Genomic DNA, 25,814 nt, shown 5'->3' on the forward strand with positions numbered 1-25,814 from the left:
AAATGCGCGGGAAAGGGAAAGGCGTGTCAGACGGTGTGCGGGTCTGTTAAGGCGCAGGATGGGGCATAATCTGCGCCTTCTATCTGCAAGGTGGGGTGCACAATGCCAAAGCGTTCACGCAGGGCGGCAGCGGCTTTTTCCAGCAGGGCGGTATCACTTTCCTGCACCGTGGCGGAGGTGCGCACCAAATGCACCGTTAGCGCTGTTTCCGTGGTGCTAATGGGCCAGATGTGCAGATCATGCAGATCCGCCACACCGGGCAGGGTGCGCAAAAAGCCTTCTACGGCCCCGGCATCCACCGCGCGGGGCACGGCATCCAGCGCCATATCCAAGGAATCCCGCAGCAAAGACCACGTGCTGGCCACCACAACAATGGAAATGGCCAAGCTTATGGCAGGGTCTATCCAGTTCAGGCCCGTTAGCAGCACCAAACCGCCTGCTATCACCACGGCAAGGGAGGTAATAGCATCCGCCATAAGGTGCATGAAGGCCGCGCGAATGTTGAGGTCTCCCTTCTGCCCAGAGGCAAAAAGCAGGGCGGTGGCGCCGTTCACCACAATGCCAAGGGCGGCCACAATCATCATGGTTTTGCCAGCTACGGGGGCGGGGTCAAACAAGCGGGTAATGGCTTCCCACGCTACGCCGCCTGTTACCAGCATCAACACCAGCGCGTTGGCCAGTGCCGCCAGAATGGATGAGCGCCGCAACCCATACGTAAACCGCAGCGAGGGCGAGCGTTGGGAAAGGTGCTGGGCCATCCATGCCGCCGCCAGCGCCAGCACATCGGAAAGGTTGTGCCCCGCATCGGCCAGCAGTGCCAGCGAGTGCGAGAAAAAGCCCCACAGCGCTTCGGCCACCAGATAAAGGCTGTTGGCCGCAATACCTATGGCAAACGCTTTGCCGAAGGAGGCTGGCGTATGCACATGGGCGTGCCCAAAACCGTGGCTGTGCCCGCAACTTCCACCCGCAGCATGGTTGTGCCCGGTATGGTCATCATGCCCAGCGTGATCATCATGGGCGTGGTCATGTTCTTCTGCGCTGCATTCATGCGCGTGGGTGTGCGCATCTGCTGCGTGATCATGCTCTGCGGTGCAGGCTTCTGCATGGCTGTGCGCGTCTGGTTGGCCCGGCGTGTGGTGTGCATGACCACAGGCTGAATCCGCAGGCTGGGAAGATGGCATATGATCGTGCGGCGAAGGCATGGGAAGAAGTATTCCTGAATGAATGGAACAATAATGGCTGGGCAGGGGCAAACCAACAGGACCAACCCGGTCTGTCTTATCTATGTCTGCTAAGGATGGCAGGGAAGGGCAACATCTTTTTTGTGACCCACACCGCCAATATTGCGCCACACGGCAGAGCAGCTTAGGGAAAGAGCAGAATTTTTTCACGCCTGTTTGAAAGGTAAGGGCACAGCGCATGCTCAGATTGACCGAATTACGGCTTCCGCTAGACCATTCGCCACAGGCGTTGGCACAGGCAATCTGCGAGCGGCTGAACATTACCCAAGATGCGTTGGAGCATTACAGCGTGTTCAAGCGTGGGCACGATGCCCGCAAGCGGGTGGCCATTAAGCTGGTTTATGCTGTGGATTGCACCGTAAGGGACGAGGCCGCCGTGCTGGCCCGTTACCGTGCCGCCCACCCCAAGGATAACCACGTGCAGCCATCCCCCAACATGGAATGGGTGCCCCCTATTGCTAATGGGGCAGAACTGGCTGCTCAGCCCGGTTACAAGCGCCCTATTGTTATAGGTGCCGGGCCGTGCGGCTTTATGGCCGCCCTTGTGCTGGCGCGCATGGGCCTGCGCCCGCTGCTGCTGGAACGCGGCAAGGTGGTGCGTGAGCGCACAGTGGATACGTTTGCCCTATGGCGGCGCTCTGAACTTACGCCAGAAAGCAACGTGCAGTTTGGTGAGGGCGGGGCCGGAACCTTTTCTGATGGCAAGTTGTATAGCCAGGTTAAAGACCCACGCTTTTTAGGCCGCAAGGTGCTGGAGGAGTTTGTAAAAGCTGGCGCGCCGGAGGATATTCTGTATCTGGCCCACCCGCATATTGGCACATTCCGCCTTGTTTCCATGGTGGAGCATATTCGGCGCGAGGTAGAGGAAGCAGGTGGGGAATACCGTTTTCAAACCCGTGTGGATGGGTTGGTGCTTAACCCGCAAACCCGCGCGGTAGAAGGTGTGCGCACGGCTGAGGGTGAGACCATACACGCCGATCACGTTATTCTGGCCGTGGGCCACAGCGCGCGTGATACGTTTGCCATGTTGCAGGCCGAAGATGTGGCCATGCAGGCCAAGCCGTTTTCCATTGGGGTGCGGATTGAGCACCCGCAATCGGTCATAGATGTGGCGCAGTTTGGCCCCAGCGCGGGAAACGAGCTTCTGGGCGCTGCGGAATATCGGCTGGTGCATCATGCCAGCAATGGGCGGGGTGTGTATTCCTTTTGCATGTGCCCCGGCGGTACCGTGGTGGCGGCCACTTCGGAAGAAGGGCAGGTGGTTACCAACGGCATGAGCCAGTATTCCCGCGCCGAGCGTAACGCCAATTCCGGCATAGTGGTGGAACTGCGCCCCGGTGTGGATTACCCGGATGACCCGCTGGCGGGCATGGCCTTTCAACGCCAATGGGAGCGCAAGGCGTTTGAACTGGGAGGCGGAGATTACCGTGCCCCCGCCCAGCGTGTAGGAGATTTTCTGGCAGGCCGCCCCTCTACCACGTTGGGGGATGTTGTGCCCTCCTACAAACCGGGCGTAACCCCCACCGATCTTTCAAAATGCCTGCCCGATTTTGTGGTGGAAGCCCTGCGTGAGGCCCTGCCGAAGTTTGACCGTAAGATCCGCGGCTTTGCCATGGAAGACGCGGTGATGACCGGGGTGGAAACCCGCACATCCTCCCCCTTGCGCATTCCACGGAATGAGGGCGGGCAGTCTATCAACACGCCGGGCCTGTATCCGGCGGGTGAAGGGGCAGGTTATGCGGGTGGTATTCTCTCTGCCTCTATGGATGGTATCCGCATTGCGGAGGCCGTGGCCCTTAATCTGGCAGGCAAGCCAGCCACACTGCCACCCCGTTAGGTTTTTTGCGCCTTCAGGGTGTGGAGGCGTCTTCTGTCTGGGTGGCAAATTCTTCCACCAGTTCCATAAACCGGCGCGGGGCATCTGCATGCACCCAATGGCCTGCGCCGTTGATTGTTTCCAACCGATAGTGCGGGAACAGATGGCGCATCTGTGGGTAATTGGTGGGCTGAATATAGGGTGATGTTTCCCCCCGAATAAACAGCGTGGGGCCACTATATTGCGCACTAGGGGGCAATGTGGGCCAGCCCATCATGGCGGGCATTCCGGCCAGAATATCGTGCATGCCAATGGCCCAGCCGGGGTTATCCCCCATGCGGATGTTCTGGATCATCAATTGCCGCACGGCATCATTGCTTATCAGCGGGCGCAACAGCTCATCCGCGCTGCGTAAATCCAGATGCGGGGGAAAAACCAGCTTATCCAGCCCCGGCGGCAGATCCATCCGCGCAAAGCCACCCTGGCCGGGGGCAATATCCACCACCAGCAGGCTTTGCACGGCCTGTGGGTGAATAAGGGAGAGCATCATGGCGGTTTTGCCACCCATGGAATGGCCAAGCACCAAGGCTTTTTTGATGCCATGATGGTGCATGGTTTCCAGCACATCTTCCGCCATGGCGGGGTAGCTCATGGGGCCGTGGGGGCTGTTGCCGTGGTTGCGTAAATCCATTGCCAGCGTTTGGCGGGTGGCGGCCAGCTTACGTTGTACAAAACCCAGATTGCGCGCACGGCCAAACAGCCCGTGCAACAGCACAACCGGCGGCAGGGGAGAGGGGGCATCGGGGCCGCGTTCAATCACGTTCAGCAACACGGTGGCCGTATCCTTTTTTGCGTAAGGGCTGGTGTTATCCTTGCGGTTGTGCCGCGCTTTGCCCCGAAATGCGAGAGGGGGCGGCATGTTTTTTCTTCACCTTCCAGAGAGAGGGCAGGCGTGGCACAGTTGGGGCGATGGGCAACCCTTTAGCCGGCGGGCACGTTTGGTGTGAATGCTTTCTGGCGCTGGCCCACCATAGGTGTGCGTGGTGACACGCCACAGATAAAAACGGGAGAGCGCAAGCAATGCAGAGATGTCTTGTTATTCTCAGCCAGCAGGATCAGGCGGAAGTACTGCTGAACATGGCCGCACAGTTTCTGGCCCGCGTAAACGGCAACCGCATGGATGTTCTGGCCGCGCGGGAACCCCCTACGCAGGTGCTGGGCAATATGGGTCTGACAGATGAAAGCGCTGCCGTGCTGCGCGAAAACCAGCGTGAATGGGCTGATAGCCTGCACACAATTTTCCACCGCTGGCTGGCGGAGGAATATGGTTCTGGCGCAGAACGGTTAAGCAAGGTGGAAGTAAACTGGCTGGACCCCGAAATTACGGTGGACAGAATTATCAGCGGTTATGGCAAGGATGCCGATTTGCTGATTATGAACTTTCCCGATAGCCGGGATAGTGACCAGAAAAAACTGGCTACCCGTTCAGCCATTTTTCAAACAGGCCGCCCCGTTCTGTTTGTGCCACCTTTTTGGGATCGCCCAAGTGGGGACCATATTCTGATGGCATGGAAAGATACGGAGGGTTGCCGCAAGGCGTTTGCTTCTGCCCGCGTATTGCTGGCGCAGGCCAAACAGGTGGATGTGCTGCAAACACCGGCTTCCCCCATGCCGATGGATATCTTGCCCGGCATTACGCCCGAACGGGTGGAGATGAATCCAAGTGATGATGCCAGCAAGGCCGCACAATCCATTCTGGGTGAGGTAGATGCCCGGCGGGCGGATTTGTTGGTGATAGGCGGGTATCAGCACAGCATGCTGTATAATCGGCTTATGGGCAGTGCTACGGATTATATTCTGGCCCACCCGGATGTGCCGGTCTTTTTGCAGCACTAACGCACATACAAGGGGCGTATTGTGTAGGAATACGGCTTCCCCTTTGCTAAGGCGGGCATATGCCCGCTTTTTCTTTTTTTGCCCGCCATCGGTTTTGTGCTCATTGGCCTGTATGGCACGTGGTTGTGCTGGCATTGCTGCCTGTGCTGGTGCATCTGCCAGAACTTCTGGGCCCGATGCTGTGGGGTGGCGCAACGTCCGACCCTATTTCTGTGCTTTCGGCAGGCACGCAAACGCGGCGCAACTGGCTGGAAGGCGGCATGTTACCCGGTTTGCCGGGGTGGGTAGATGGCTGCGCGGGTGTTATTGTGCAGGCATTGGGCCACTTGGCCGCAGCAGATTGGCGGCATGGTGTTTTGCCGTGGTGGAACCCGTATAGCGGCGTGGGCATGCCGTTGGCGGGGGAGTATCAGCCCGGCGCGTTCTTTTTGCCTTTTGTGCTGCTTTTAGGCCTGCCCGGTGGGCTGTTGCTGCTTAAAATTGCGCTGCAAATTCTGGCAGGTTTTTGCATGTACGCTCTGTTGCGCAAGCTGGGGTTGGATGCGCGCGTGGTGTTGGCCGGTGCCGTGCTGTGGGCGTTTAACGGCACGTTTGCGTGGGCATCGGATGGGCCAAGCCAGCCGCTGGCCTTTTTGCCTTTGGCCTTGCTGGGGGTGGAGGTGTTGCGTGGCACGGCACATGGCTGGGCCGGTATGCGTAACTGGGGCCTGCTGGCCCTTGGCTTGGGGGGCATGGTGCTTTCCAGCTTTCCCGAAACCGCGTTTTTGCAGGGCACATTGGTATTGTGCTGGGCTTTTTTGCGTCTGGCGCAACAGCCTGCGGGGGCACGCGCACCGTTTGCCGCCGCCATTGCGGTTGGCGGCAGCACGGCCCTGCTTTTAGCTGCCCCGCAGCTTGTGGCGTTTGCCACCTATTTGCCCCATGCGTGGGTGGGAGACCACGCAGCGGGTATTTCCATCACCCAGCCCATCACATGCTGGGCTATGGCGCTGTTTCCTTACATCAATGGCCCCATTTTTTACGGCCCGGCCTCTCGGTACGAGGCATGGTGGAGTGTTGGCGGATATTGGGGGGCTGTGCTGCCATTTTTGGCACTTCTGGGCCTATGGGGGCGGCGAGACCGGGCGGCACGTATTATGCTGGCGGCCTATTTTGTGGCTTGTGTGGGCAAGCAGGCCAACCTGCCCGGCATAGCCCCGCTTATGGATATGATACCCGGTATAGCCCTCACGTTTTTTCATCGCTTTTGCTACCCGATGGAGGAAATGACGCTTATTCTTCTAGCCGCCTTCGGGCTGGATGATGTGTGCCACAATATTGGTGCTCAGGCGGGCGCGGGTGTTGCAAAACAACGTGTCAAAAGCTGGCTGATATCCGCATGGCCTGCGCTGTGTGCCGGTGGTGTTCTGCTGCTGTCCACCTATGCCGTGTGGCGCTGGAACGCCCCCGCACGGGCCGATTTATGGGGCTTTGCGCAAGGGCCTGTGCCTTCCCGCTTTTATGCTTTTGGCTCTGTGCTGGCAGGTGGTGCATTGGTGGCACTGTGCCTTGCCGCGTTGCTATTGCCGGTTTTGGCGCGGTGGCGCTGTGCTGTTCTGGCAAGTGCCGTGGTGGCAGAAGCGCTTTTTCTGTTTTGCGTGCCGCTACTCTCCACCCGCAGCGTGCTGCCGGTAGATGCCACGTTTATCAACACCATGAAGGCACAAATCGGGCTGAACAGGTTTGTATCTCTCGGCGGGTTGGCTCCCAATTATGGTGCGTATTTTGGGCTGGCCTCTCTCAACCACAACGGCGTGCCCATGCCTGCTGCGTGGATTGCCCGTTTGCAGCAGGATTTTGGCGCAAACCTTAACCCCGTTACGTTTGATGGCATTACGCCCAACACCCCGAATGGGCACTTCTTTTTGCAGGATGTTCTGGGCCAAAAGCCGGAGGTTCTGGAACGCTTGGGCGTGGCTCTGGCAGTTGTGCCGCATGGTATGGTGCTGCCGGGCCAGCAGGAGGCCCCCGCCGAAAAACGTCTGCAATTGCTTTACAGCAGTGCCGCGAATGATCTGTACCGCCTGCCTCATCCCGCCCCGTATTTTGAGACCGCAGAGGGCTGCGAGATCTACCCAATCTCCCGCACCGTACTCCGCACACATTGCCGCACGGCTGCCCTACTTATTCGGCGCGAACTTATGCTGCCCGGTTGGCATGTGCGCATCAACGGGCAGGAAGCCGCTATTGGGTATGAAGAAAACCTGTTCCAGCGCATCACTTTGCCAAAAGGGGGCGCGGATATTTGCTTTTCCTTTATCCCACCCGGTATGGCGTGGGGCTGGGCGGGGCTGGTGTTTGGCTTGGGGTTGTTGGGATTGGGCTTTAGGCGCAGACAAAAACGAAAAAGCCCTGATTTCTAAAAAGAAAAAAGCCAATAAGGCTGTAACGTTCCTTTGAATGTCTTACAGGTTTGCCAAACAGAACGTAGCGCGCTCCACCCGCCGCATATTTTAAAGGGTGTTTACGTGTTGTGCGCCCTTGCCGGGGTAAGCCTTTTGCGTAGGCCGCATTTAATGCCCCTGTGTTTCAGCTTGCAGGGTTTTACGCGCAAACCACCAGCAGACAGCCACAAAAGCAGCAGTGCCCAACACAGGCGGCAGGTTTGCAGGCACATAGTGCGCGATGGAGAGCGCATCATCCTGCCCCAACGCGCCAGAAAGCACGGCCAGCGCAACACCTGTCAGGCTTTCCCCCACAATAAAGCCAGAAGCCAGCATGGTGCCAATGGCGGCGTTGGCAGCAGGTTCTGTTTGGTGCTTCTGTGCCCTGCGGGTTTTGATGTGGTGTTTTAACCCCCAACCCAGAATAGCCCCAACAGCCAACGTGATACTAACAGAGGCAGGAAGATACAGCCCCACCGCCACGCCCAAAGGTGGCAACGCCATATGGCGGCGGCGCAAAAGCTGATCCACCCCTACCAGAACAGCCCCCAGCGCCATGCCAATGGAAAGCATGCTCCAATCCAGCGAGTGCGTAAAAATGCCGTTGGCGATCATGGCAATAAGCGCAGGCTGTGGGGCGGAAAGCGCATGCGTGGGGTCCATGCCGGGGCGGGGCATGGTGCCAGCAAAACCATAGGCTTGATAAAGCAGGTTTAGCACAGGTGGAATAACCGCAGCCCCCACCACACAGCCTACAATCAGCGCCACTTCCTGCTTCCATGGCGATGCCCCAACAAGCTGCCCGGTTTTAAGATCTTGTAGGTTATCGTTGGAAATGGCCACCGTGGCCGTAATGGCCGAAAGCACCAAAATGGTAAACGCCGTGGCCAGTTTTTGCCCCTCGGCCATCATGCTGGTGGGGGTAAGGCCCAAGGCTTCCAGCGCCAGTATCATCAGGGCGGAAAGCACAGCGCCAATAATGATAATGCCCGATATGGGGGAGGAGGAAGACCCCACAATGCCCGCCATATAGCCGCAAGCTGCCGCCATAATAAAACCAAACACAATGCAAAACAGCACAGCAGCGGCCACAACAGGCCAAAACCCCACCGCAACAGGGGCCAGAAAATACGCAAACAGCCCAGCCAGCATGGCGGCGGAAAGCAGCAGCAACAGCCCCATGCTGCGGCCAGACATATCGCGCTCTGTATCGGGCACCAGCGTTTGGCCGCGGCCTGTCAACATGGCGCGCAGGCCACGCAGCACAGGCGGCATAAGTTCCACCAATGTCCAGAGTGAGGCCACGGCAATGGCCCCCGCACCAATAAAGCGCACCTTGTGCAGCCATACATCATGCGCAAAGGCGGCAGGGGCCAGATGTTCCGGGTTGGGCAAATGGGCCGTTAACCATGGCACACCCATGCCCCACGCCAGAATGCAGCCCAGCAGCATGGCCAACCCGCCAGCTATTCCCACCAGATAGCCTGCCCCAACAAGAGCGAGGGAAAGCCCGCCGGAAAACTGAAACACCGCAGCCCCAGCGGTGGCTGTAAGGGTGAGTGTATCGGCCAAAAGCCGCAGCCCAGCACTGGCGAATGAAAAAAGCGTGGCAATAACACCGCCGCCAATAAGGGCGCGCAGCCCGTGGCTATGGCCTTTTTCTGCCCCGGCGCGCAAAATTTCTGCCGCAGCCACGCCCTCTGGGTAAGGCAGGCTGCTTTCTGTAACCAGTGCGCGCCGTAGTGGAATTGTAAACAGCACGCCCAATATGCCTCCGGCGAGTGAAAGCCCCGCCGTTTGCCAGAACGGAAAGTTCTGCCAATACCCCGCCATAACCAACCCCGGAAAGGTGGCAAACACGCAAGAAAGCGTGCCCGCTGCCGAGGCTTGGCTTTGCACCATATTGTTTTCCAAAATGGAGCCGCCGCCCAGCATCCGCAGCACAGCCATGGAAATAACCGCAGCGGGAATGGAGGATGCAAACGTAAGCCCAATACGCAGGCCCAGATACACGTTGGAAGCAGTAAAAACGATGGTGATGAGTGCGCCCAGCACAAGCCCGCGCAGGGTGAGTTCTCGGCGGGTGGGGGATGGCGTCATGCTGGGGCCTCGGGCTGCTTGCTTGGTCTGGCTGTGGCAAGGCGGCCCGATGGATGCATGTGCAGGACATGCGTGGCGCATGGGGCTGCCCCGTCTGGTTTGTATATGCTGCAAGCATTACGATGGACGGGGCAGTTTGTCTGTACCGCTGTGGCCCAATGGGCACAAAAGCGAGGGTTAAAAGGTAAGTTCCAAGTTGCTCTGCACGAACGCGCCGGAGGATGCGCCCGCGTTAATCATGGTTTTGGAAGCAAAAATATATTCGCCATCAACGCTTAGCGTAATGTGGCGCGTGGCACGCCACGTAAAGCTGGCCTGCGGCATAGTGGCCGTATAGGCCCCATGTGGGCGCAGGTTATAAAAGGCTGTGCCGCTGGCATAAATGGCATCTTGTTTGCTGTTGCGCCACACCACGGGCACCTTCATCAGCAAGGTGGTGTTGGGGGTGGGGGAAACCGTGGCAATAGGCCCTACATCAATAATGTTGGATTGCCCGATATAGGTGCTGATATCCAGGTAGTAGGCGCTGGGCACGTAGGGTGAAAGAAAGCTGCCCCAACTGCTGCTCTGGCTTTTGTTCATGTTGCCGCCAGAAACATCATCCACCTGAATCCCCACAGCCGGATGCCCCGCCCATTTGGCAAAGCGCCATGAGAGTGTGGCGTTGATGGAATAAGCAGAAACAGGCCGTGTGGGGCCGCTTTTGGCCGCGCGGAATTCTCCCCCCTGCCACATGCCGCCAACAGAAAATTCAACAGGCCCGGCGTTACCCCATACGCGCATGCCCGGCGTATCACGGTGGGTAGAACCCGCAATGCTGCCGCCTGCTGCTGTGGGCAGAGCGCTGCTGGCCAGAATAATGCCGTAGTAAAAGCTATCTACAAACACTTGGCTGTTTTTGCCCAGAAACGAGAACTTGGGCAGCGCGTAGGATGTGTAAGCCCCAAACAGGCGAGACCTCCACCCCACGGTATCATGGAAGGCAATGGGCGGGCTGTTATCTGTTAGGGTTAGATAAAAACCATCTACGCGAAAGTTCTTCCAAAAGGCATAGCCGCGCAGGCCGTTCCATGAATACGGCAGGGTGGGGTACACGCTTCCTGCCGTAAAATATGGGGGGGCATCCAAAAAGGTCATGCGCCCGGCCATGCCGCCTACGGTGGCGCCCAGCACTTTGCCGCGCACTTCTACAAACGCCTGCTGGGCATCCAGCTTGCTGCGCCAGCGGCCTCCGGCATAGCCATAGTAGTTTACACCTGCGGCTTGCCCGCTCATCAGCTCCCCATACAGGCGGACGTGCTCGCCCAAGTGCAGGTCTGCACCCAGATTCCAGCGAAAGTTGTTGCGATAGGCAGGATCTTTTTTGGTGGTGCCAAATCCTGCACGCTGATCATAAAAGTTGTGCTGGCGGAAGTTGCCGCTGAAGGACAGGTAGATATCTCCTTCCTGATTGAAGGGAATGTATTTCAGCGCATCCATGGCATCTATGCGGTTGCGCTTGTCCCGCAGGCTGGACCAATCCTCCGCCCACCGCGAAACAGCATAATACCCCACGGTGCCAAACCCTGCGGCAGCCCCGGTATTGGCGTTAAATACCCCCCACGGCCCTTGGTGCAGCAGGGCGGTAGATAAGGGGGAAAGCTCCAAAGATTGCGGCTGACCATATGCTTCTGGTCGGCTGGTGAGTGGGGGCAGCAGGCGTGCATTATCCCAAAACCCCGGCTTGGCGGCAGGAGTGGCAGAGGATGTGACTTCTGCTGGTGCTTCCTTGGCGGGCACAACAGTGGTTGGTGTTGTGCGCACAACGGCAGGTGTGTGCGGGTAATGCAGATGCGCGGCGTTAGGGGCTGTTTCTGCCGCTGTAGCGTAGGGGGCAAGACACACCGCAAATCCGGCGGCAGAGGCTGCAAGCAGGGCGTGCAGGCCAAAGGCAGGCCAATAAACAGGCGTGCGGGCAGGGAGGGCAGGAGAAGAAAAAGCCGGACAGTAAACGGCGGCAATGGCCTGTCCGGGACGAGAAAATCCGGGGTATGCGGTCATGGGCCGGGGTTCGCTTCTTGTTATTTTTTTTGGGAGATATTCTAATAATGAATATCTAATATTTGGATGTTATCACTTCACGCGCTCAGGTCATATCTAAATTGCGTGTGGTGCATTTCTGGCTTGTGTAGCATTTGCGGCTGAAAAGGCGCGCATAGACCGGCTGGAACTGGCAGTATTTCTTGGGTTTTTGTGCCAGCGTCAGGGTTTCATAAAAACTGATTTAAGAAATAAACAAAAAAGTGTTCAGCCATCCAGCCTGTTTAGGCACCGTTGCGCACGGTCAGACAGATGAACATCATGCACATGGGCCACTGCTTGGCGGGCTTGTTGGCGCCATGTGTGGCTCATGCCTATGGGGGAACATACAGCCTGCAAATCTGCCTGTATGGATGTACCTTGCTTGGTAGCAGCCAGCACAACAGCCGGGTGCTTGGGCAGGGCGGCCTGCATGGTTTTGTAAAGTGTACGCGTTGTGTGCGAATCTGCGGATGGCAAAAGCGCGGGCACAAGGCGCGCGGCATCTGGCTGGCCAGAGGTTACGGCGTGCTGCACATCCGCCCAGCCTTTTTGGCGGGAGAGGGCTTGAGCTGTGTGGGCCGCGCCATCATGTGCCACCATGTTGAGAATATGGGCTGTGCGTTCTGGTTGCATCGGGGGTGGTGGCGCATGTTGCAGGGCAAAAAGGCACATTCCAACAGGCACGCAGGCAGAAAGCATCGGCACAAGAGCACGCAAGAAACGCAAGGGCAGATCCTCCTCTAACCAGTAAGTGACATGCACAGCAGAAAGTGGCGGCGGCAGGGCAATGCTGCGGAAAGGTTGCGGCAGCGTGGGTGGTTGTCCTATAGCGGGGCCACAGATCGGAAAGGCGACCGCGCCAGTGCCCGGTTGCTCCACCGTTTTCGGGCGGAGTGGCCCATGCCTGCGCGGTTTGCCTTATTTTGGCGCAAAGTTATGCCAGCAGGAAAAGAATGACATGAGCGGTTCCATATCTCCTTCAGAAATCACCCGGCTTCAGACAGCTCTGCGCAGGCTGCTGGGTTCCGAAAAGCTGACAATCAACCCCGCACCTCGTGCAGGTATGTCTGTTGAACTGGCAGCAGATGGTGAAGTGATTGGCACCATTCATCGTGATGATGAAGATGGTGATGTGTCCTACGCCGTAAATATTGTGGTGCTGGAAGAAGACCTGCCCGCCGCCAAATAAATCTGGCGCAACGGCTTGCAAGGCCACTTCATACGTAGGCAGGCAGTACGCTGCCGCCTACGGGTGGGTGGCCTTTTTTATAAGGGCCACCCACATATACGCTAGGGTGCAGGCGGGTTAGAGTTCAGGCGTTGGATGGCGCAGCAGAGGCCTGAAGCACTGGAGCCCGCGCCGTGGGGAATTCCACATTGGTAATTTTCCAGCGCCACCCCTGTATCCGCATTTCAATGCGCAGGGGTGTTTCACGCTCATGCCCTGGCAGGGGCACTTCCGCCACAAACTGATCAAGCCGTGCAAACCTTACGGACGCATGAGCCGCCAGAGAGGCGAAGGAAATATTGGGCTGGCTGACAGGCACAGCCGCCGGAATGGCCTGATCTACCAGCATGCCCAGATTGTTTTGCGTTACCGTGGTATCCACTGCGTTGGAAACAGCCGTGGCAGCAAAGGATTCACCAAATTCGGGCAGATCGTCCGATGCAGGGATAAGGTGCAGGCCATTAAGCGTTTGGTGCTTGATGGAGGCATCTAACGCCCCCCAGTTAATCACTTGCCCAAGGGCCGCCATATCGTGGGTGTGCAGGGCAGAACCCACACTCCACAGCGTTACAAAAGGGGAAGCCAGATATACACCCAGTGCCGCTACGGCTGAGGCAACACATATCCCCCGCGCGGTCTGGCGCGGGGTCAGACTGGCTGCTCGGGCAGGCTGCCCGAACTGAGGAAGGGATATCATGTTTGCATTCCTCTTATGTTGATTTTGCAGGTTACTATAACAGAAGCATACCTCTGATGCACACTAACATGTCATGTTTTTGTTGTTATTACAAAAACGTGATTTTTGCCGCAACACAAAGCATGTTGGCTGTTTAACGCCATTCTGACCGATCGGTTCACTGTCTTTTTTACTTTTTTTCAGGACGCCCCACCATGATTTCGCAGTTTTCTGAAGACGAGATCCAGCGCTATTCTCGCCACATTCTTTTGCCTGAGGTTGGCGGAATCGGGCAGATGGCGCTGAAAGGGGCTTCCGTGCTGATTATTGGTGCGGGGGGCTTGGGGTCACCCACAGCGTTGTATCTGGCAGCGGCCGGTGTGGGGCGCATCGGGCTGGTGGATGATGATGTGGTGGAGCTTTCCAACCTTCAGCGCCAAATCCTGCATGCCACGGCCGATGTGGGGCGCAGGAAAATAGATTCTGCCCGCGCCACGCTAGAGGCGCTTAACCCCGGTATTGTAGTAGAAACATACCCCCAGCGGCTGGATGCCACCACGGCGGAAGGGCTGATAAGCCAGTACGATCTGGTGTGTGATGGGTGCGATAACTTTGCCACCCGTTACGTGGTAAACGCTGCCTGCGTAAAAACCCGCAAAGTGCTTGTTTCTGCCGCCGTGCAGCGGTTTGAGGGCCAGCTTTCCACTTTTCGCCCGTGGCGTGGCGGCCCGTGTTACCATTGCCTTTACCCACAAACCGATGGTGAAGCCTCTGGCCTGAGCTGTGGTGAGGCCGGGGTATTTGGGGCCGTAACGGGTGTTATGGGCACGCTGCAAGCCACAGAAGCCCTGAAGGAGCTTTTGAACATAGGGCAAAGCATGGCCGGGCGTTTGCTTATGTGGGATGCCCTGCGCACCCGCTTTACCACCATTATGCTGGAGGCAGACCCCAACTGCCCTGTTTGCAGCGGCATGGGGGTGGAACAGGCCTGCACGCCCCAGCAACAGGCCGCACCTTCAGCCGGGTAAACCGGTGCACCGGCACACATGCTTGCGACTCCTGATACCACGTGCATGCGCGGCACGTTACAGCGGCAAAAAACACAGGCCTGACACACTAGGGCTGCACCAGCATGGCATGTTGGGCATAGGGCGTGTATGCAGGGCATGTCTGGCGGGAATGTAAGGTTTGGCTTAGATTTGCCGCAGCTTTGGCAGGGCAGGGTATGCCACCTTATCTGCCTTCGCGCATGGGATAAGAAGCGATGCCTCTTGCCCCGGCGCGTCTCTCTTGGCAGGGATGCAGGCATGATGTTCACACGCTCTTCTATTTTCCGGCTTCACCTGCTGGCCTGTGCGGCAGGCTGTGCCGTGGCTTTTGCCAGTGTTCCCACGGTTTCTGCCCATGCGGCAGAGCAGAAAAAAACCACGGCGCACAGCCACCACGCTCATCATGCCGGAGCCACGCATGAGGGTGCTTCTGCCAAAGCCGGAAAAAAGGTTTCCGCCAAGTCAGACAGCGCCGATGCTAAGGCCGAGCACGCTAAAAAGAGCAAGCATCATAAAAAGCACCATGCCGCAGGGCACGAGGCCGCGCACACGGCGGCCGCCAAGCACCACCCCGCCGCCACGGTTGCTGCCGGTGCCGCAGTGGGGGCGGGTGCCGTAGCCGCTGGCACTGCCGCAGCAGATGCGGCAAACCCGGCCACACCTCCGGCAGATGCCGCGCCAGAACCCCCAAAAGGCACCGTAACGGGCCTGCCGCTGCCACGTTATGCGGCATTGCGGGCGGATGAAGTGAACATGCGTGCCGGGCCGGGGCAGCGCTTCCCCATTATCTGGGTGTATCATCGCCGTGGGATGCCAATACGTATCGAGCGTGAATTTGATGTGTGGCGTTTGGTAGAAGACCCCACAGGCCAGAAAGGCTGGATGCAGCAGGCCACCCTTGCGGGCGGGCGAGATTTTCTGGTGCCGGGTGAACCACCGGGGGATGATACTCCTATTGCCCCCAAGCTAGACAAGAATGGTGAAAAAATTCCCGCATCCGGCCACATGGATACGCGCGTTGTAGAAACAGTGCCCACGTTGGATGATGCCAAAAGCATTGCGGGTGCTGTTATGCTCCGCGCAAGTGCCAGCGATGATGCCCCCGTTGTAGCGGTGCTGAAACCCGGTGCGGTAGGCTCTGTTAAGGAATGTGCGGCGGGGTCTGCGTGGTGCAGGGTTTCCGTCAAACAGTATAATGGCTGGGTGCCGCGTAAGGCCATTTGGGGTGTAGATGCTGATGAGGCCGTGAACCCCTCCTGAAAGACCCCGGCGGACTAGAAGGAGAAACAGACATGGCTGAATCCACACAACAGGGTGCGGGTGCAGAACAGGCGCAAACGTGCCGTACTAAAATTGTGGCCACACTCGGCCCGGCTTCTTCAGATTATGCAACCATCCGCGATCTGGCTTTGGCCGGGGCGGATGTGTTCCGCTTTAACTTTTCTCACGGCACGCATGAAGATCATGCCGCCCGCCATGCCATTGTGCGGCAGGTAGAGGCAGAATTGGGCACTCCCATTGGTATTCTGGCTGATATGCAGGGGCCAAAGCTGCGTGTGGGCCGTTTTGCCGCAGGCCGTGTAACCCTACAGCCCGGTGCGGCCTTTCGGTTTGATCTGTCTGACACACCGGGGGATGAACACCGCGTTAATCTGCCACACCCAGAAATTATCAGTGCCGTGCGCCCCGGCAGCCGCCTGCTGATGGATGATGGCAAGCTGGCTGTTGTGGTGGAAAAGGTAGGGCCAGACTGGATAGAAACGCGGGTGGATGTAGGTGGCCCGCTTTCTGACCATAAAGGTGTGAACGTGCCGGATGTGGCGCTGCCTATTCCCGCTCTTACAGAAAAAGACCGCAAGGATCTGGCTTTTGCGTTGGATCTGGGGGTGGATTACGTAGCGCTCTCCTTTGTGCAGCGGGCCGAGGATGTGGCGCAGGCCCGCGCGCTGGTGGGTGAACGCGCCGCCGTGCTGGTTAAGCTGGAAAAACCGCAGGCCGTTGAAAATCTGGATGCCATTCTGGCGCTGTCTGATGCGGTGATGGTGGCGCGTGGAGATTTGGGCGTTGAACTCCCGCCCGAAACCGTGCCGCTGGTGCAAAAGCGCATTATTCGTGCGGCCCGCAGGCTGGGCAAACCCGTTGTGGTGGCCACCCAGATGTTGGAAAGCATGATTTCCGCCCCAACCCCCACACGGGCCGAGGCATCGGATGTGGCAACCGCCGTGTTTGATGGTGCAGATGCGGTGATGCTTTCTGCCGAATCTGCGGCGGGTAAATATCCGCGTGAGGCTGTGCGGATTATGAACCGTATTTTATGGCGGGTGGAAGAAGATGCCGGTTGGCAGGCCCACATGGCCGCCGCCCGTCTGGCCCCAGAAGATTATGTGGCCGATGCCATTGCCAGCGCCGTGCAGCAGGTGGCGGATACGCTCAAGGCTCCGGCCATTGTGGCTTATACGCACCGTGGCCCCACGGCGCTGCGTATTGCGCGTGAACGGCCCACATGCCCCATTCTGGGTATTACCCCCACGCACACATCTGCCCGGCGTTTGGCGTTGGTGTGGGGCGTGCGGGCCTTTGTAAGCGCGCCGCATAAACCCACAACCACGGTGGAAGATGTGGTGGAAGCAGCGCTGGATGTCGTGAACCGTGCTGGCATAGGGCAGGAAGGTGATTCCGTCGTGATAGCCGCTGGCGTGCCCTTTGGCGTAAGCGGTTCTACCAACCTTTTGCGTGTGGCGCGTATTGGTTGAAACCCGTGTAGGGCAAAGGGTTTGCAATGGCCCTTTGCCTTTGCACAAAGGGGTTGCCACAGCAAAGGGGTGACAGTGCAGGGCCAAGGCAGTATGCACCCGCTCCATACGGCAAAGATTGTCCGGTAAACGCAGGAGGCATAATGGCACCCCCACGTAGCAGGCTGGCAAGACGTGCAATGCTTAAAGGCATAACCGCGCTTTCTGCAACCGTGGCGGCCCCGGTGCTGGCCCGTGGGGCGGATGAGATTTTGCCCGATACCGTGCGCCCGCCCGATGTTACCACCAATCCACCACGCCAATGGGGGGCAAATGCTCCTCCCGTTTATACGCCAGACCCCGATGTGCTGGTGATTGATCGCTCCTTTCGGGATCTGTTGTACGGCAATGCTGGCCTGCATCGGGTATGGAATAAAGGCACATGGCTGGAAGGGCCTGCGTGGTCCTCTCAAGGGCGGTATCTGCTGTTCAGCGATGTGGTGACAAGCCAGCAGTACCGCTATTTGTGGGAAACGGGAGAGGTAACGGTTTTCCGCCCGGAATCCTACCACGCTAACGGCAACACGTTTGATTATCAGGGCCGCCAGATTACGTGCGAGCATTTTTTGCGCCGCGTGATTAGGTGGGAACATGATGGGTCTGCCCATGTGGTGGCAGATAAGTTTGAGGGCCACTCCCTCAACTCCCCCAATGATGTGATAGCCCACCCCGATGGCAGCATCTGGTTTACCGATCCGGGGTATGGAGACAACGTGGCCGAGGGCCATGCCGACATGCCGGGTGGTGAGGCCAACCCAGATGGGCATATCCGCTGGAAAATAGGGGAAGAACTTATTGGAACATTGGGTGGCACGCGGCGGCAGGCTGATCATACCTTCCGTGTAGATGCAATGGGCCACCTTGATGTGGTGCTTACGCAGGCACAGTTGCCCAACCCCAATGGCTTGTGCTTCTCGCCCGATTTTTCACGGCTTTATGTTGTTTCCTCTGGCAAGCAGCCGGGCGGGCATGGGCATGATGGAGATCAGGCCGTGCATGTGTTTGATCTGCACAAGGAAGAACTGCCGCTTTCCAACCCGCGCCTGTTTACCAACATGCGTTTTGAAGGCGTGCAGATGGGGCCAGATGGCATGAAGGCCGATGTGCATGGCAATATCTGGTGCGGCGTTAGCGGGCCGGTGGGGCTGTGCGGGGTGTTTGTGTTCAACCCCGAAGGGCATCTTATCGGTCGTATTCGCCTACCGCAAAGCGTTTCTAACCTTACGTTTGGCGGCCCCAAGCGGGATTGGCTGTTTATGTGCGCGGGGGATTCGCTCTATCGCTTGCAGGTGAACACCCAAGGCGCAGCCCCAGCCTGAGAAAACAGAGGGGCTAAGCGCTTTTTTTCAGCAGTAAGGGCAGCAGGCCAAACAGCGCGCAGGCAGCGGCGGCAAACCATGCCAAGCCATCTGGGGTTATCGCCATGGAACTGGCCGCCAGCGCAGGCCCAACAAACGCCCCCGCGCCCCATGCCAGGGAACTGAGGGTGTAAATGGCTATCAGATCGCCCCCTTTATAGCGGTCTCCCACCACAGACATGGCTACTGTGTAAATACTGGCAAACACGCCATCCCAAGCAAACAGCAACACATGGGCAAACCCAATGTGGTGAATGGCGACCGGCCACAACAACGCGCCCCCCGCAGCCAACCCGGCTAATGAGACCAGAAGCCAGCGGCGGCTTGTGCGGTCTCCTATCCAACCAATGGGAATCTGAAACGCCGTGGCCCCCAGCAGCATGATGCTCAGCAACAGTGTGGCCGCATGTTCTGACCACCCGGAGTGCATGGCGTAGAGGGCCAGAAAAGAGGTAGCTGCCGAATCCAGCATGGCAATCAGCAACGTGGCGGCAATGACTATGGGGGCCAAAGGCAGGTAGCGCAGCAGGCTGGGGCGTTGCGGGGGCGTAAGAGGCGGATGTGGCAGCCACGGCGCGGCAACCAAACAGGTGGTAACCAAAAGGGCAATACTGGCGCAGGCAAAGGGTAGGGCGCTGGTGCGGCCCGTTACTGTTACTGTTACCGTTAGCAAGGCAGGGCCTGCGGCAATGCCAACGGAAAGCAGCGTGCTGTAAAGCCCCATCACGCGGCCTCTGGCGTGGTCTGGCGTAATCTGGTTCAGCCAGCTTTCAGAAAGCACCAGAATAATCTCGCACGCGGCCCCCAGCACGGTGCGCAGGCCAAACCACACCCAGATGGATGGCAACAGCGGAAAAAGGGCCAGCGTGGCAGCGCTTGTTAGCAAAGCCAGCGTAACAGCCCGTTTGGAGCCTAAAGCTATGCTGATGCGCGGAATAAATGGCGCAATGGCCAAGGAGCCGATAGCGTGCATCATGGTGTTGGCGGCAATCATGCCGGTGCCAAACCCCAGATCCACCATTTCCAGCGTAAACAGGGGCGCACCCAGCCCCATAACCAGCCCAAACATTAGCCCTACAACAGTAAGGGAAAGAGTAGGGGCGGCGCTGACAATAGAGCGCGCAGGAGGGTGAAGCAGCATAGGCTGGCTTGTAGCGGGTTGCGTGCGCCGGAGCCAGCCTTCACACGCCTTAGGCGTGCGCGTATTTAGAACAGTTTATTGATAAGCGTGTTGCCAATGCCAAAACCCGCGCCAGATGCCAAGGAATGCGCAAAGCCGGAGTTAATGACATCATCCAGCACATTTTCTACTTCCGGCTTAACGGAACTTAGGGCGGAGGGCTGCGGCGGGGCCACATTCTGCTGCACCTGCGTGGCAAGGGCCGTGTGCAAAGCCTGAAGCAAATTGATAATCTGAGATTGCTCATCCCGCAGGGAAAGGGCCAGTTCTTTCAGATCCAGCAACCATTCACGCGCCTGCATATCCCCGCCATCGGCAGCGGTTTGCATTTTGCCGCACAGTGTTTGCAGGGCGGTGGCAGATTGTTGGGCCTGTGCCTGAAACTGGTTGTAAGTTTGATCTATGGCCTGAATATCCATGCTAAAAACCCTTTCAATATAATGTGTTCCAAGGCCGGAAGCACACCACCATAAGGGGGTAAATGCAAGCTGTGCGGCCCTTGTGCGGCCACCCCCGGTGGCAGCCATGATACGCACTGGTGAGGATTTTGCGTGCATTCCTGCGCGCGGGCGGCTATTTGTCTGCCCAAGCAAACACTAGCAAAGCCATCCTCCACCCTTTCAGGCAGAAAGCGGTGGCGTGGCCCGCAGGGAATATCAGGCCTTTACATGGATATCCGCAATATCGCCATCATTGCCCACGTTGACCACGGCAAGACGACTCTGGTTGACGAACTGCTCAAGCAGTCGGGTTCGTTCCGCGAAAACCAGCACGTTGCCGAACGCGCAATGGACAGCAACGATCTGGAACGCGAACGTGGCATTACCATTCTTGCCAAGTGCACTTCCGTTGTCTGGAACAATACCCGTATCAACATTATTGATACACCTGGACACGCCGACTTCGGCGGGGAAGTGGAACGTATTCTGAGCATGGTGGATGGCGCCATTGTGCTGGTGGACTCCGCCGAAGGTGCGCTGCCGCAAACCAAGTTTGTGGTTGGCAAGGCACTGGCCCGTGGCCTGAAGCCCATTGTGGTTGTGAACAAGATTGACCGTGGCGATGCCCGCCCCGATGAAGTGCACAACGAAATTTTTGATCTGTTTGCAGCCCTTGGCGCAAATGATGAACAGCTTGACTTCCCGATGCTATTTGCTTCTGGCCGTCAGGGCTGGGCAGATGAAACGCTGGATGGTGCACGTAAAGATCTGAGCCCGATGTTCGAGCTGATCCTGCGCCATGTGCCCGCCCCGAATCTGGACAAAAACAAGCCCTTCGCCATGACAGCCACAATTCTGGAAAGTGACAACTTTCTGGGCCGCGTGCTGACAGGCCGTGTAGAACAGGGCCGCGCCAGGGTGAACATGCCTGTTAAGGTGCTGCGGGCCGATGGCTCCGTGGTGGAAACAGGCCGCCTGACCAAGCTGCTTTCCTTCCGTGGTCTGGACCGCGTGGGTGTGGAAGAAGTGGAAGCAGGGGACATTGTGGCCGTGGCTGGTTTGTCCGAAGCCACTATTCCAGACACCATTGCTGCTCCGGAAGTAGATGCCCCGCTGGAAGCTATTCCGGTTGATCCGCCGACACTGTCCATGACCTTCCGCCTGAACGATGGCCCACTGGGTGGCCGTGAAGGTAAGAAGGTAACGTCTCGCCAGATTCGTGACCGTCTGTTCAAGGAAATCGAAAGCAACATTGCTATTCGCGTAACAGACAGCCCGGAAAGCGAAGCGTTTGAAGTGGCTGGCCGTGGCGAACTTCAGCTTGGTGTGCTGATTGAAACCATGCGCCGTGAAGGCTTTGAGCTGACAATCGGCCGCCCGCGTGTGCTGTTCCGCACCAATGAAGAAACGGGTGAGCGCGAAGAGCCTTACGAAGAAGTCACCATTGATGTGGACGAACCCTATTCCGGCGTTGTGGTGGAAAAGATGTCCCTCCGCAAAGGCCAGATGCAGGACATGCGCCCCTCTGGTGGTGACAAGGTGCGCCTGACGTTTATCATCCCATCCCGCGGGCTGATCGGCTATCATGGTGAGTTCCTGACCGACACGCGCGGCACGGGTATCATGAACCGTCTGTATTCCCACTACGGGCCTTATGCAGGCACCGTGGAAGGCCGCCGCAACGGGTCTCTGATCTCTGCGGAAAACGGGGCAACCACCCAGTATTCCCTGTTCTCATTGCAGGATCGTGGCACGCTGTTCGTAGATGCGGGTGAAACGGTTTATCAGGGCATGATCATTGGCGAGCATTCGCGTGAGAATGATCTGGAAGTAAACCCGATCCGTGAAAAGAAGCTGACCAACATGCGTGCTGCCGGTAAGGACGAAGCCCTGCTGCTGACCCCGCCGCGCCGTATGTCTTTGGAACAGGCAATTGCTTACATTGAAGACGATGAACTGGTGGAAGTAACGCCATCTGCCATCCGTCTGCGTAAGCGGTATCTGGATCCGAACGAACGCAAGAAGCGTGGCAAAAAAGCAGACTGATTCTGTAACTTGTGGGCTGCCCAGCGTTTGGGCAGCCTGTAAGTGTGGCGCGTTTGTGGTGTGGGTGTATTTTTTTTGGTTACATCACTTTGTCACATACAGAGCGTTTAAAGTGCTTTTTTCTATAAAAACCGCCTGTTACCGGGCGGTTTTTTAGGTTTTACCAGCGCCAATATGGCTGGTTTACGGCTGTCAAGTGGCGGGGCGATGATATGTGCAAAGATTGCACAAATTTTAGCTCAAGACGCTATGCTTCTGCCGTGATAATAATCAACACATAAACCGGTCTATGTGCTGGATGCGGGGTTGTCCTGCATGAGGCGGATTGGACCACAGGTTTTTGGAGATATTTTATGATTTCTCGTCGTCTGCTTGCGGCTCTGTCCACCGTTGCCCTGCTGGGTGTTGCTGCTCCTTCCTTCGCTCAGGAAGCTGCTCCTCCGGCTCCGGCTGCTGCCGCCGCCCCAGAAGCTGGCGCTCCGGCCCCAGAAGGTGCTGCCCCGGCTGCTGAAGAAGCTGGTAAAACAACAGAAGAAGGCAAAGGTGCAGCTACTCATAAGGGCAAGCACAAAGGCCACAAAGGCAAGCACAAAGGTGGTAAGCACCACGGTAAAAAGAAGGCCGCAACTGCTGACTCTTCTTCTTCCGAATCTGCTCAGTAATCACCCGGTAGAAAGGGGCACTGCGTTACAGGCGTGGTGCACCCTGCCTGCTGTGGCGTAAAGCTGCGGAATACAAAAAGGCCGCTGGTGGTATCTGCCACCGCGGCCTTTTTTGTGTGCTATGCAAAGGGTGTTTTTTAGGAATGGGCTAGATTATCAGCATGGCGTGCAGGCCGCTTTATGGGGGCCAGCCCATGCGTATTCAGCTTGCTGCCATCGGGGTTTGCGCCGCAGTGGCGCATAAGCGCGGTGTGCGCTTAGTTATACCGGCTGATGGAAAGATCCAGCGCCGGAATATCGGGCTTTTTGCCATGCACAAGGTCTGCAATCAGGCGGCCAGAACCACAGGCCATTGTCCAGCCCAGCGTACCGTGGCCGGTGTTGAGCCACAGGTTTTTGAAATTGGGCACAGGGCCAATAACGGGGGTGCCATCTGGCGTGCAGGGGCGCAGGCCTGTCCAATATGTTGCGGCGGAAAGATCTCCCCCACCAAACAGTTCTGAAAAAGAAAGTTCCAGAGTTTCACGCCGGTCTGGGCTGAGCTTCTGGCTGTAACCCGTTAGCTCCGCCGTGCCACCTACCCGGATACGGTTGCCAAGCCGCGTAATGGCCAGCTTGTAAGATGTATCATTCACGGTGGACATGGGGGCGTGGGTTTCATCCGTAAGGGGCAGGGTGAGGGAATAGCCTTTTACGGGGTAAACCGGCAGATGCACGCGCAACGGGTGCAGCAGCAGCGGGCTATAGCTGCCCATGGCCACAATATAGGCATCGGCCCGGAAGTGCCCAGCACTGGTGCGCACAGACATAATTTTGTCCGCTGCGGCATCCAGCCCCAGAATGGTGGTGTTATATACAAATTTCACCCCCTTGGCCTCCGCCATGCGGGCCAACCTTTGGGTAAAAACATGCGCATCGCCCGATTCATCACCGGGCAGGAACAGCCCACCCGTGAGCAGATGTTTGGCATGGGCAAGGCCGGGTTCGTGCTCCAGAACCTGATCCACCGCCAAAAGTTGGTGCGGAATGTTGGCTTCTGCCAGCAGGCGCATATCGTGCTGGGCGGTATCTATTTGTTTGTTGGTGCGGAAAAGCTGGATCAGCCCGCGCTGTCTGTCATCATACGTAATGCCGGTTTCTGCACGCAGGGCATCCAGACAATCGCGGCTGTATTCGGCAATGCGCAACATGCGGGATTTGTTGATGTCATACGCATGGGCGTTACAGTTTTTTAAAAGCTGTTCCATCCAGCGCAGCATGGCCAGATCAAACCGTTTGCGAATAACCAGCGGGCTGGTTTTGGGGTGCAGCATCCACTTGGCTGCCTGAAGTGGCAGGCTGGGAGAAGCCCAAGGTGTGGAATACCCCGGTGAAACCTGCCCCGCATTTGCAAACGATGTTTCAAGCGCTGAGGCGGGCTGGCGGTCTATAACCGTGACTTCATGCCCAAGGCTGGCCAGATACCAGGCCGATGTCACCCCGATAACGCCAGCGCCGAGAATGATGACTTGCACGGTTTTATCCTTACAAAAAAGGTAAATAGATCAGGCGGCCACCATAGCTTGCTGCGCCCCACCACGCCAGAACCTGTAAGGAAACGGTCATGGCGCACACTGTAAGGAGGTATGCGTAAGTGGGGCTGAGCAAAAAATGATTTAAAAAAAACGGCGGCATGTTGCGCCCAGTTTGAGCCATGCCGCCATAAGGATGTTGGTTTTAGGCAGGCACGCCTTTGCTGGTGGAATATTCAAAGTGCAGTGCCTGATCCGGGTTTACAATGGGGTAAATGGCATGGGCGGCCATGGCGGCTTCGCTAAACCCTTGCAAAATCAGCTTGAGCTTGCCGGGGTAGGTGGCCACATCGCCCACGGCAAACACGCCCGGCAGGCTGGTTTCACAACTGGAAGGTGTGACGGGAATAGTCGAGCGCATGGTATCCATTCCCCACCGCGCCACAGGCCCCAGATCTGTTGCCAGCCCAAAGAAAGGCAGCAGCACATCGGCTTCCAGCATACGGGTGGCCCCATCCAGATCTGCTACTTCTACACCTTTTAGCGCGCCATTCTGGCCGTGCAGGGCATGAAGCTGATAGGGCACAACCTTTTCAATCTGCCCGGCAGCTACAGCCTCTTCCAACTGGCGCAGGCTTTCTGGCGCACCACGGAACCTGTCCCGCCGATGCACGAGGTAGAGCTTTTCGGCGTTGTCTTTTAAGGAAAGCGCCCAATCCAGCGCGGAATCGCCGCCGCCTGCAATAACAATACGGCGGCCTGCAAAATCGGCTTTGCGGCGTACATAATATTGCACGGCCCCGGTATCTTCAAACGCTTCCAAACCATCCAGCGGCGGACGGTTGGGGCCAAATGCCCCCGCACCAGCGGCAATAATAATGGCCTTGGCTTTTAGCGTGGTGCCTTGGTTGGTACCTAGTGTAAAGTTGCCCCGGTTGCCCGTAAGGCTTTCTACCCGGTGTTTTAGCAGGCGTGGGATGTTAAACGGGGCAATCTGTTCTTCCAGCCGGGCAATAAGCTGCGCGCCTTCTACAGCGGGGCAGGCGGGAATATCGTAAATTGGCTTTTCCGGATACAGGGCCGCGCATTGGCCGCCTACTTCTGGCAGCACATCAATCAATACACAGTTCAGCCGCAGCATGGCGCACTGAAAAGCGGCAAAAAGCCCGGCTGGGCCAGCGCCAATTATGGCTACGTCTGTTTCTGCTGGCGTATCAGTCATGGCGTGGCGTGATGCTCCCTTATCTGGTTACATTAAAATACAGTTTCTGTTTTGCGCCAGCACGGGCTGGTGCGCAATGGCCTAGAATAAGCAACACCCCGAAGCAAAAAATT

20 protein-coding genes are annotated in these 25,814 nt (G+C 57.6%); 10 read left to right on the forward strand and 10 right to left on the reverse strand.

Annotated elements, in window-relative coordinates; translation table 11 throughout:
• Nucleotides 1-26: 26 nt before the first annotated feature.
• Nucleotides 27-1,214, reverse strand: a complete 1,188-nt coding sequence (locus tag FKW31_RS12885) for a cation diffusion facilitator family transporter (protein WP_150178746.1) — start codon at nt 1,212-1,214, stop codon at nt 27-29.
• A gap of 205 nt (nt 1,215-1,419) precedes the next feature.
• Between FKW31_RS12885 and FKW31_RS12890 the strand changes: the two genes are divergently transcribed.
• Nucleotides 1,420-3,078 carry an NAD(P)/FAD-dependent oxidoreductase gene (locus FKW31_RS12890; protein WP_006117126.1) on the forward strand — a complete coding sequence of 553 codons (1,659 nt, stop codon included), beginning with the start codon at nt 1,420-1,422 and terminating at the stop codon, nt 3,076-3,078.
• Nucleotides 3,079-3,091: 13 nt separating this feature from the next.
• Here the strand turns inward: FKW31_RS12890 and FKW31_RS12895 are convergent, their stop codons facing one another.
• Nucleotides 3,092-3,889 (reverse strand): alpha/beta fold hydrolase, encoded by a 798-nt coding sequence (locus FKW31_RS12895; RefSeq protein WP_035354304.1) that lies wholly within the window; start codon nt 3,887-3,889, stop codon nt 3,092-3,094.
• A gap of 248 nt (nt 3,890-4,137) precedes the next feature.
• Between FKW31_RS12895 and FKW31_RS12900 the strand changes: the two genes are divergently transcribed.
• A complete protein-coding gene (locus tag FKW31_RS12900) occupies nt 4,138-4,953 on the forward strand; it encodes a universal stress protein (RefSeq protein WP_006117128.1) in 816 nt (271 codons plus the stop codon).
• A 59-nt stretch (nt 4,954-5,012) separates the two neighbouring features.
• Nucleotides 5,013-7,355, forward strand: a complete 2,343-nt coding sequence (locus FKW31_RS12905; RefSeq protein ID WP_150178735.1) for a hypothetical protein — start codon at nt 5,013-5,015, stop codon at nt 7,353-7,355.
• 150 nt (nt 7,356-7,505) lie between these two features.
• Here FKW31_RS12905 and FKW31_RS12910 read toward each other — a convergent pair whose 3' ends face one another.
• The 3 genes from FKW31_RS12910 to FKW31_RS12920 all read right to left on the reverse strand — a co-directional run bounded on the left by FKW31_RS12910 (nt 7,506) and on the right by FKW31_RS12920 (nt 12,416).
• Nucleotides 7,506-9,476, reverse strand: coding sequence for an OPT family oligopeptide transporter (locus tag FKW31_RS12910; protein WP_150178747.1), 1,971 nt, complete (start codon nt 9,474-9,476; stop codon nt 7,506-7,508).
• 177 nt (nt 9,477-9,653) lie between these two features.
• Nucleotides 9,654-11,516 (reverse strand): alginate export family protein, encoded by a 1,863-nt coding sequence (locus FKW31_RS12915; protein WP_006117131.1) that lies wholly within the window; start codon nt 11,514-11,516, stop codon nt 9,654-9,656.
• Nucleotides 11,517-11,762: 246 nt separating this feature from the next.
• The gene (locus FKW31_RS12920; RefSeq protein ID WP_193562081.1) at nt 11,763-12,416 is read right to left on the reverse strand and encodes a hypothetical protein; all 654 of its coding nucleotides are present in this window, start codon (nt 12,414-12,416) and stop codon (nt 11,763-11,765) included.
• A gap of 79 nt (nt 12,417-12,495) precedes the next feature.
• On the opposite strand from FKW31_RS12920, the gene FKW31_RS12925 reads away from it, so the two are divergent.
• On the forward strand, nt 12,496-12,726 hold the full coding sequence (locus FKW31_RS12925) for a DUF3126 family protein (RefSeq protein ID WP_006117133.1): 231 nt from the start codon (nt 12,496-12,498) through the stop codon (nt 12,724-12,726).
• Nucleotides 12,727-12,850: 124 nt separating this feature from the next.
• On the opposite strand, the gene FKW31_RS12930 is transcribed toward FKW31_RS12925, so the two are convergent.
• Complete coding sequence (locus FKW31_RS12930) at nt 12,851-13,462, reverse strand: DUF2939 domain-containing protein (RefSeq protein WP_006117134.1); 612 nt, start codon at nt 13,460-13,462, stop codon at nt 12,851-12,853.
• A 194-nt stretch (nt 13,463-13,656) separates the two neighbouring features.
• Between FKW31_RS12930 and FKW31_RS12935 the strand changes: the two genes are divergently transcribed.
• From FKW31_RS12935 to FKW31_RS12950, 4 genes are all read left to right on the forward strand, one after another.
• The gene (locus FKW31_RS12935; RefSeq protein ID WP_150178736.1) at nt 13,657-14,469 is read left to right on the forward strand and encodes a molybdopterin-synthase adenylyltransferase MoeB; all 813 of its coding nucleotides are present in this window, start codon (nt 13,657-13,659) and stop codon (nt 14,467-14,469) included.
• Nucleotides 14,470-14,748: 279 nt separating this feature from the next.
• Nucleotides 14,749-15,750 (forward strand): SH3 domain-containing protein, encoded by a 1,002-nt coding sequence (locus FKW31_RS12940; RefSeq protein ID WP_150178737.1) that lies wholly within the window; start codon nt 14,749-14,751, stop codon nt 15,748-15,750.
• Between the two features lie 32 nt (nt 15,751-15,782).
• Entirely contained in the window at nt 15,783-17,243 is a 1,461-nt protein-coding gene (gene pyk, locus FKW31_RS12945) for a pyruvate kinase (RefSeq protein WP_006117137.1), read from the forward strand.
• A gap of 143 nt (nt 17,244-17,386) precedes the next feature.
• Nucleotides 17,387-18,601: an SMP-30/gluconolactonase/LRE family protein gene (locus FKW31_RS12950; RefSeq protein WP_035354156.1), complete on the forward strand. Its 1,215-nt coding sequence runs from the start codon at nt 17,387-17,389 to the stop codon at nt 18,599-18,601.
• 13 nt (nt 18,602-18,614) lie between these two features.
• On the opposite strand, the gene FKW31_RS12955 is transcribed toward FKW31_RS12950, so the two are convergent.
• Together FKW31_RS12955 and FKW31_RS12960 are read right to left on the reverse strand one after the other, a co-directional pair.
• A complete protein-coding gene (locus FKW31_RS12955; RefSeq protein ID WP_150178738.1) occupies nt 18,615-19,781 on the reverse strand; it encodes an MFS transporter in 1,167 nt (388 codons plus the stop codon).
• A gap of 65 nt (nt 19,782-19,846) precedes the next feature.
• Nucleotides 19,847-20,347, reverse strand: a complete 501-nt coding sequence (locus FKW31_RS12960; protein WP_081461462.1) for a hypothetical protein — start codon at nt 20,345-20,347, stop codon at nt 19,847-19,849.
• Between the two features lie 141 nt (nt 20,348-20,488).
• Between FKW31_RS12960 and typA the strand changes: the two genes are divergently transcribed.
• Together typA and FKW31_RS12970 are read left to right on the forward strand one after the other, a co-directional pair.
• The gene (gene typA / locus FKW31_RS12965) at nt 20,489-22,306 is read left to right on the forward strand and encodes a translational GTPase TypA (protein WP_150178739.1); all 1,818 of its coding nucleotides are present in this window, start codon (nt 20,489-20,491) and stop codon (nt 22,304-22,306) included.
• A gap of 353 nt (nt 22,307-22,659) precedes the next feature.
• Entirely contained in the window at nt 22,660-22,968 is a 309-nt protein-coding gene (locus tag FKW31_RS12970) for a hypothetical protein (protein WP_063353680.1), read from the forward strand.
• 257 nt (nt 22,969-23,225) lie between these two features.
• On the opposite strand, the gene FKW31_RS12975 is transcribed toward FKW31_RS12970, so the two are convergent.
• Both FKW31_RS12975 and FKW31_RS12980 read right to left on the reverse strand, forming a co-directional pair.
• A complete protein-coding gene (locus FKW31_RS12975; protein ID WP_006117143.1) occupies nt 23,226-24,482 on the reverse strand; it encodes a D-amino acid dehydrogenase in 1,257 nt (418 codons plus the stop codon).
• A gap of 202 nt (nt 24,483-24,684) precedes the next feature.
• Nucleotides 24,685-25,701 (reverse strand): NAD(P)/FAD-dependent oxidoreductase, encoded by a 1,017-nt coding sequence (locus FKW31_RS12980; RefSeq protein WP_006117144.1) that lies wholly within the window; start codon nt 25,699-25,701, stop codon nt 24,685-24,687.
• Nucleotides 25,702-25,814: the final 113 nt, after the last annotated feature.

It is taken from the genome of Acetobacter sp. DmW_136 (genome assembly GCF_008690365.1).
GTDB classification, from domain to species: domain Bacteria; phylum Pseudomonadota; class Alphaproteobacteria; order Acetobacterales; family Acetobacteraceae; genus Acetobacter; species Acetobacter oryzifermentans.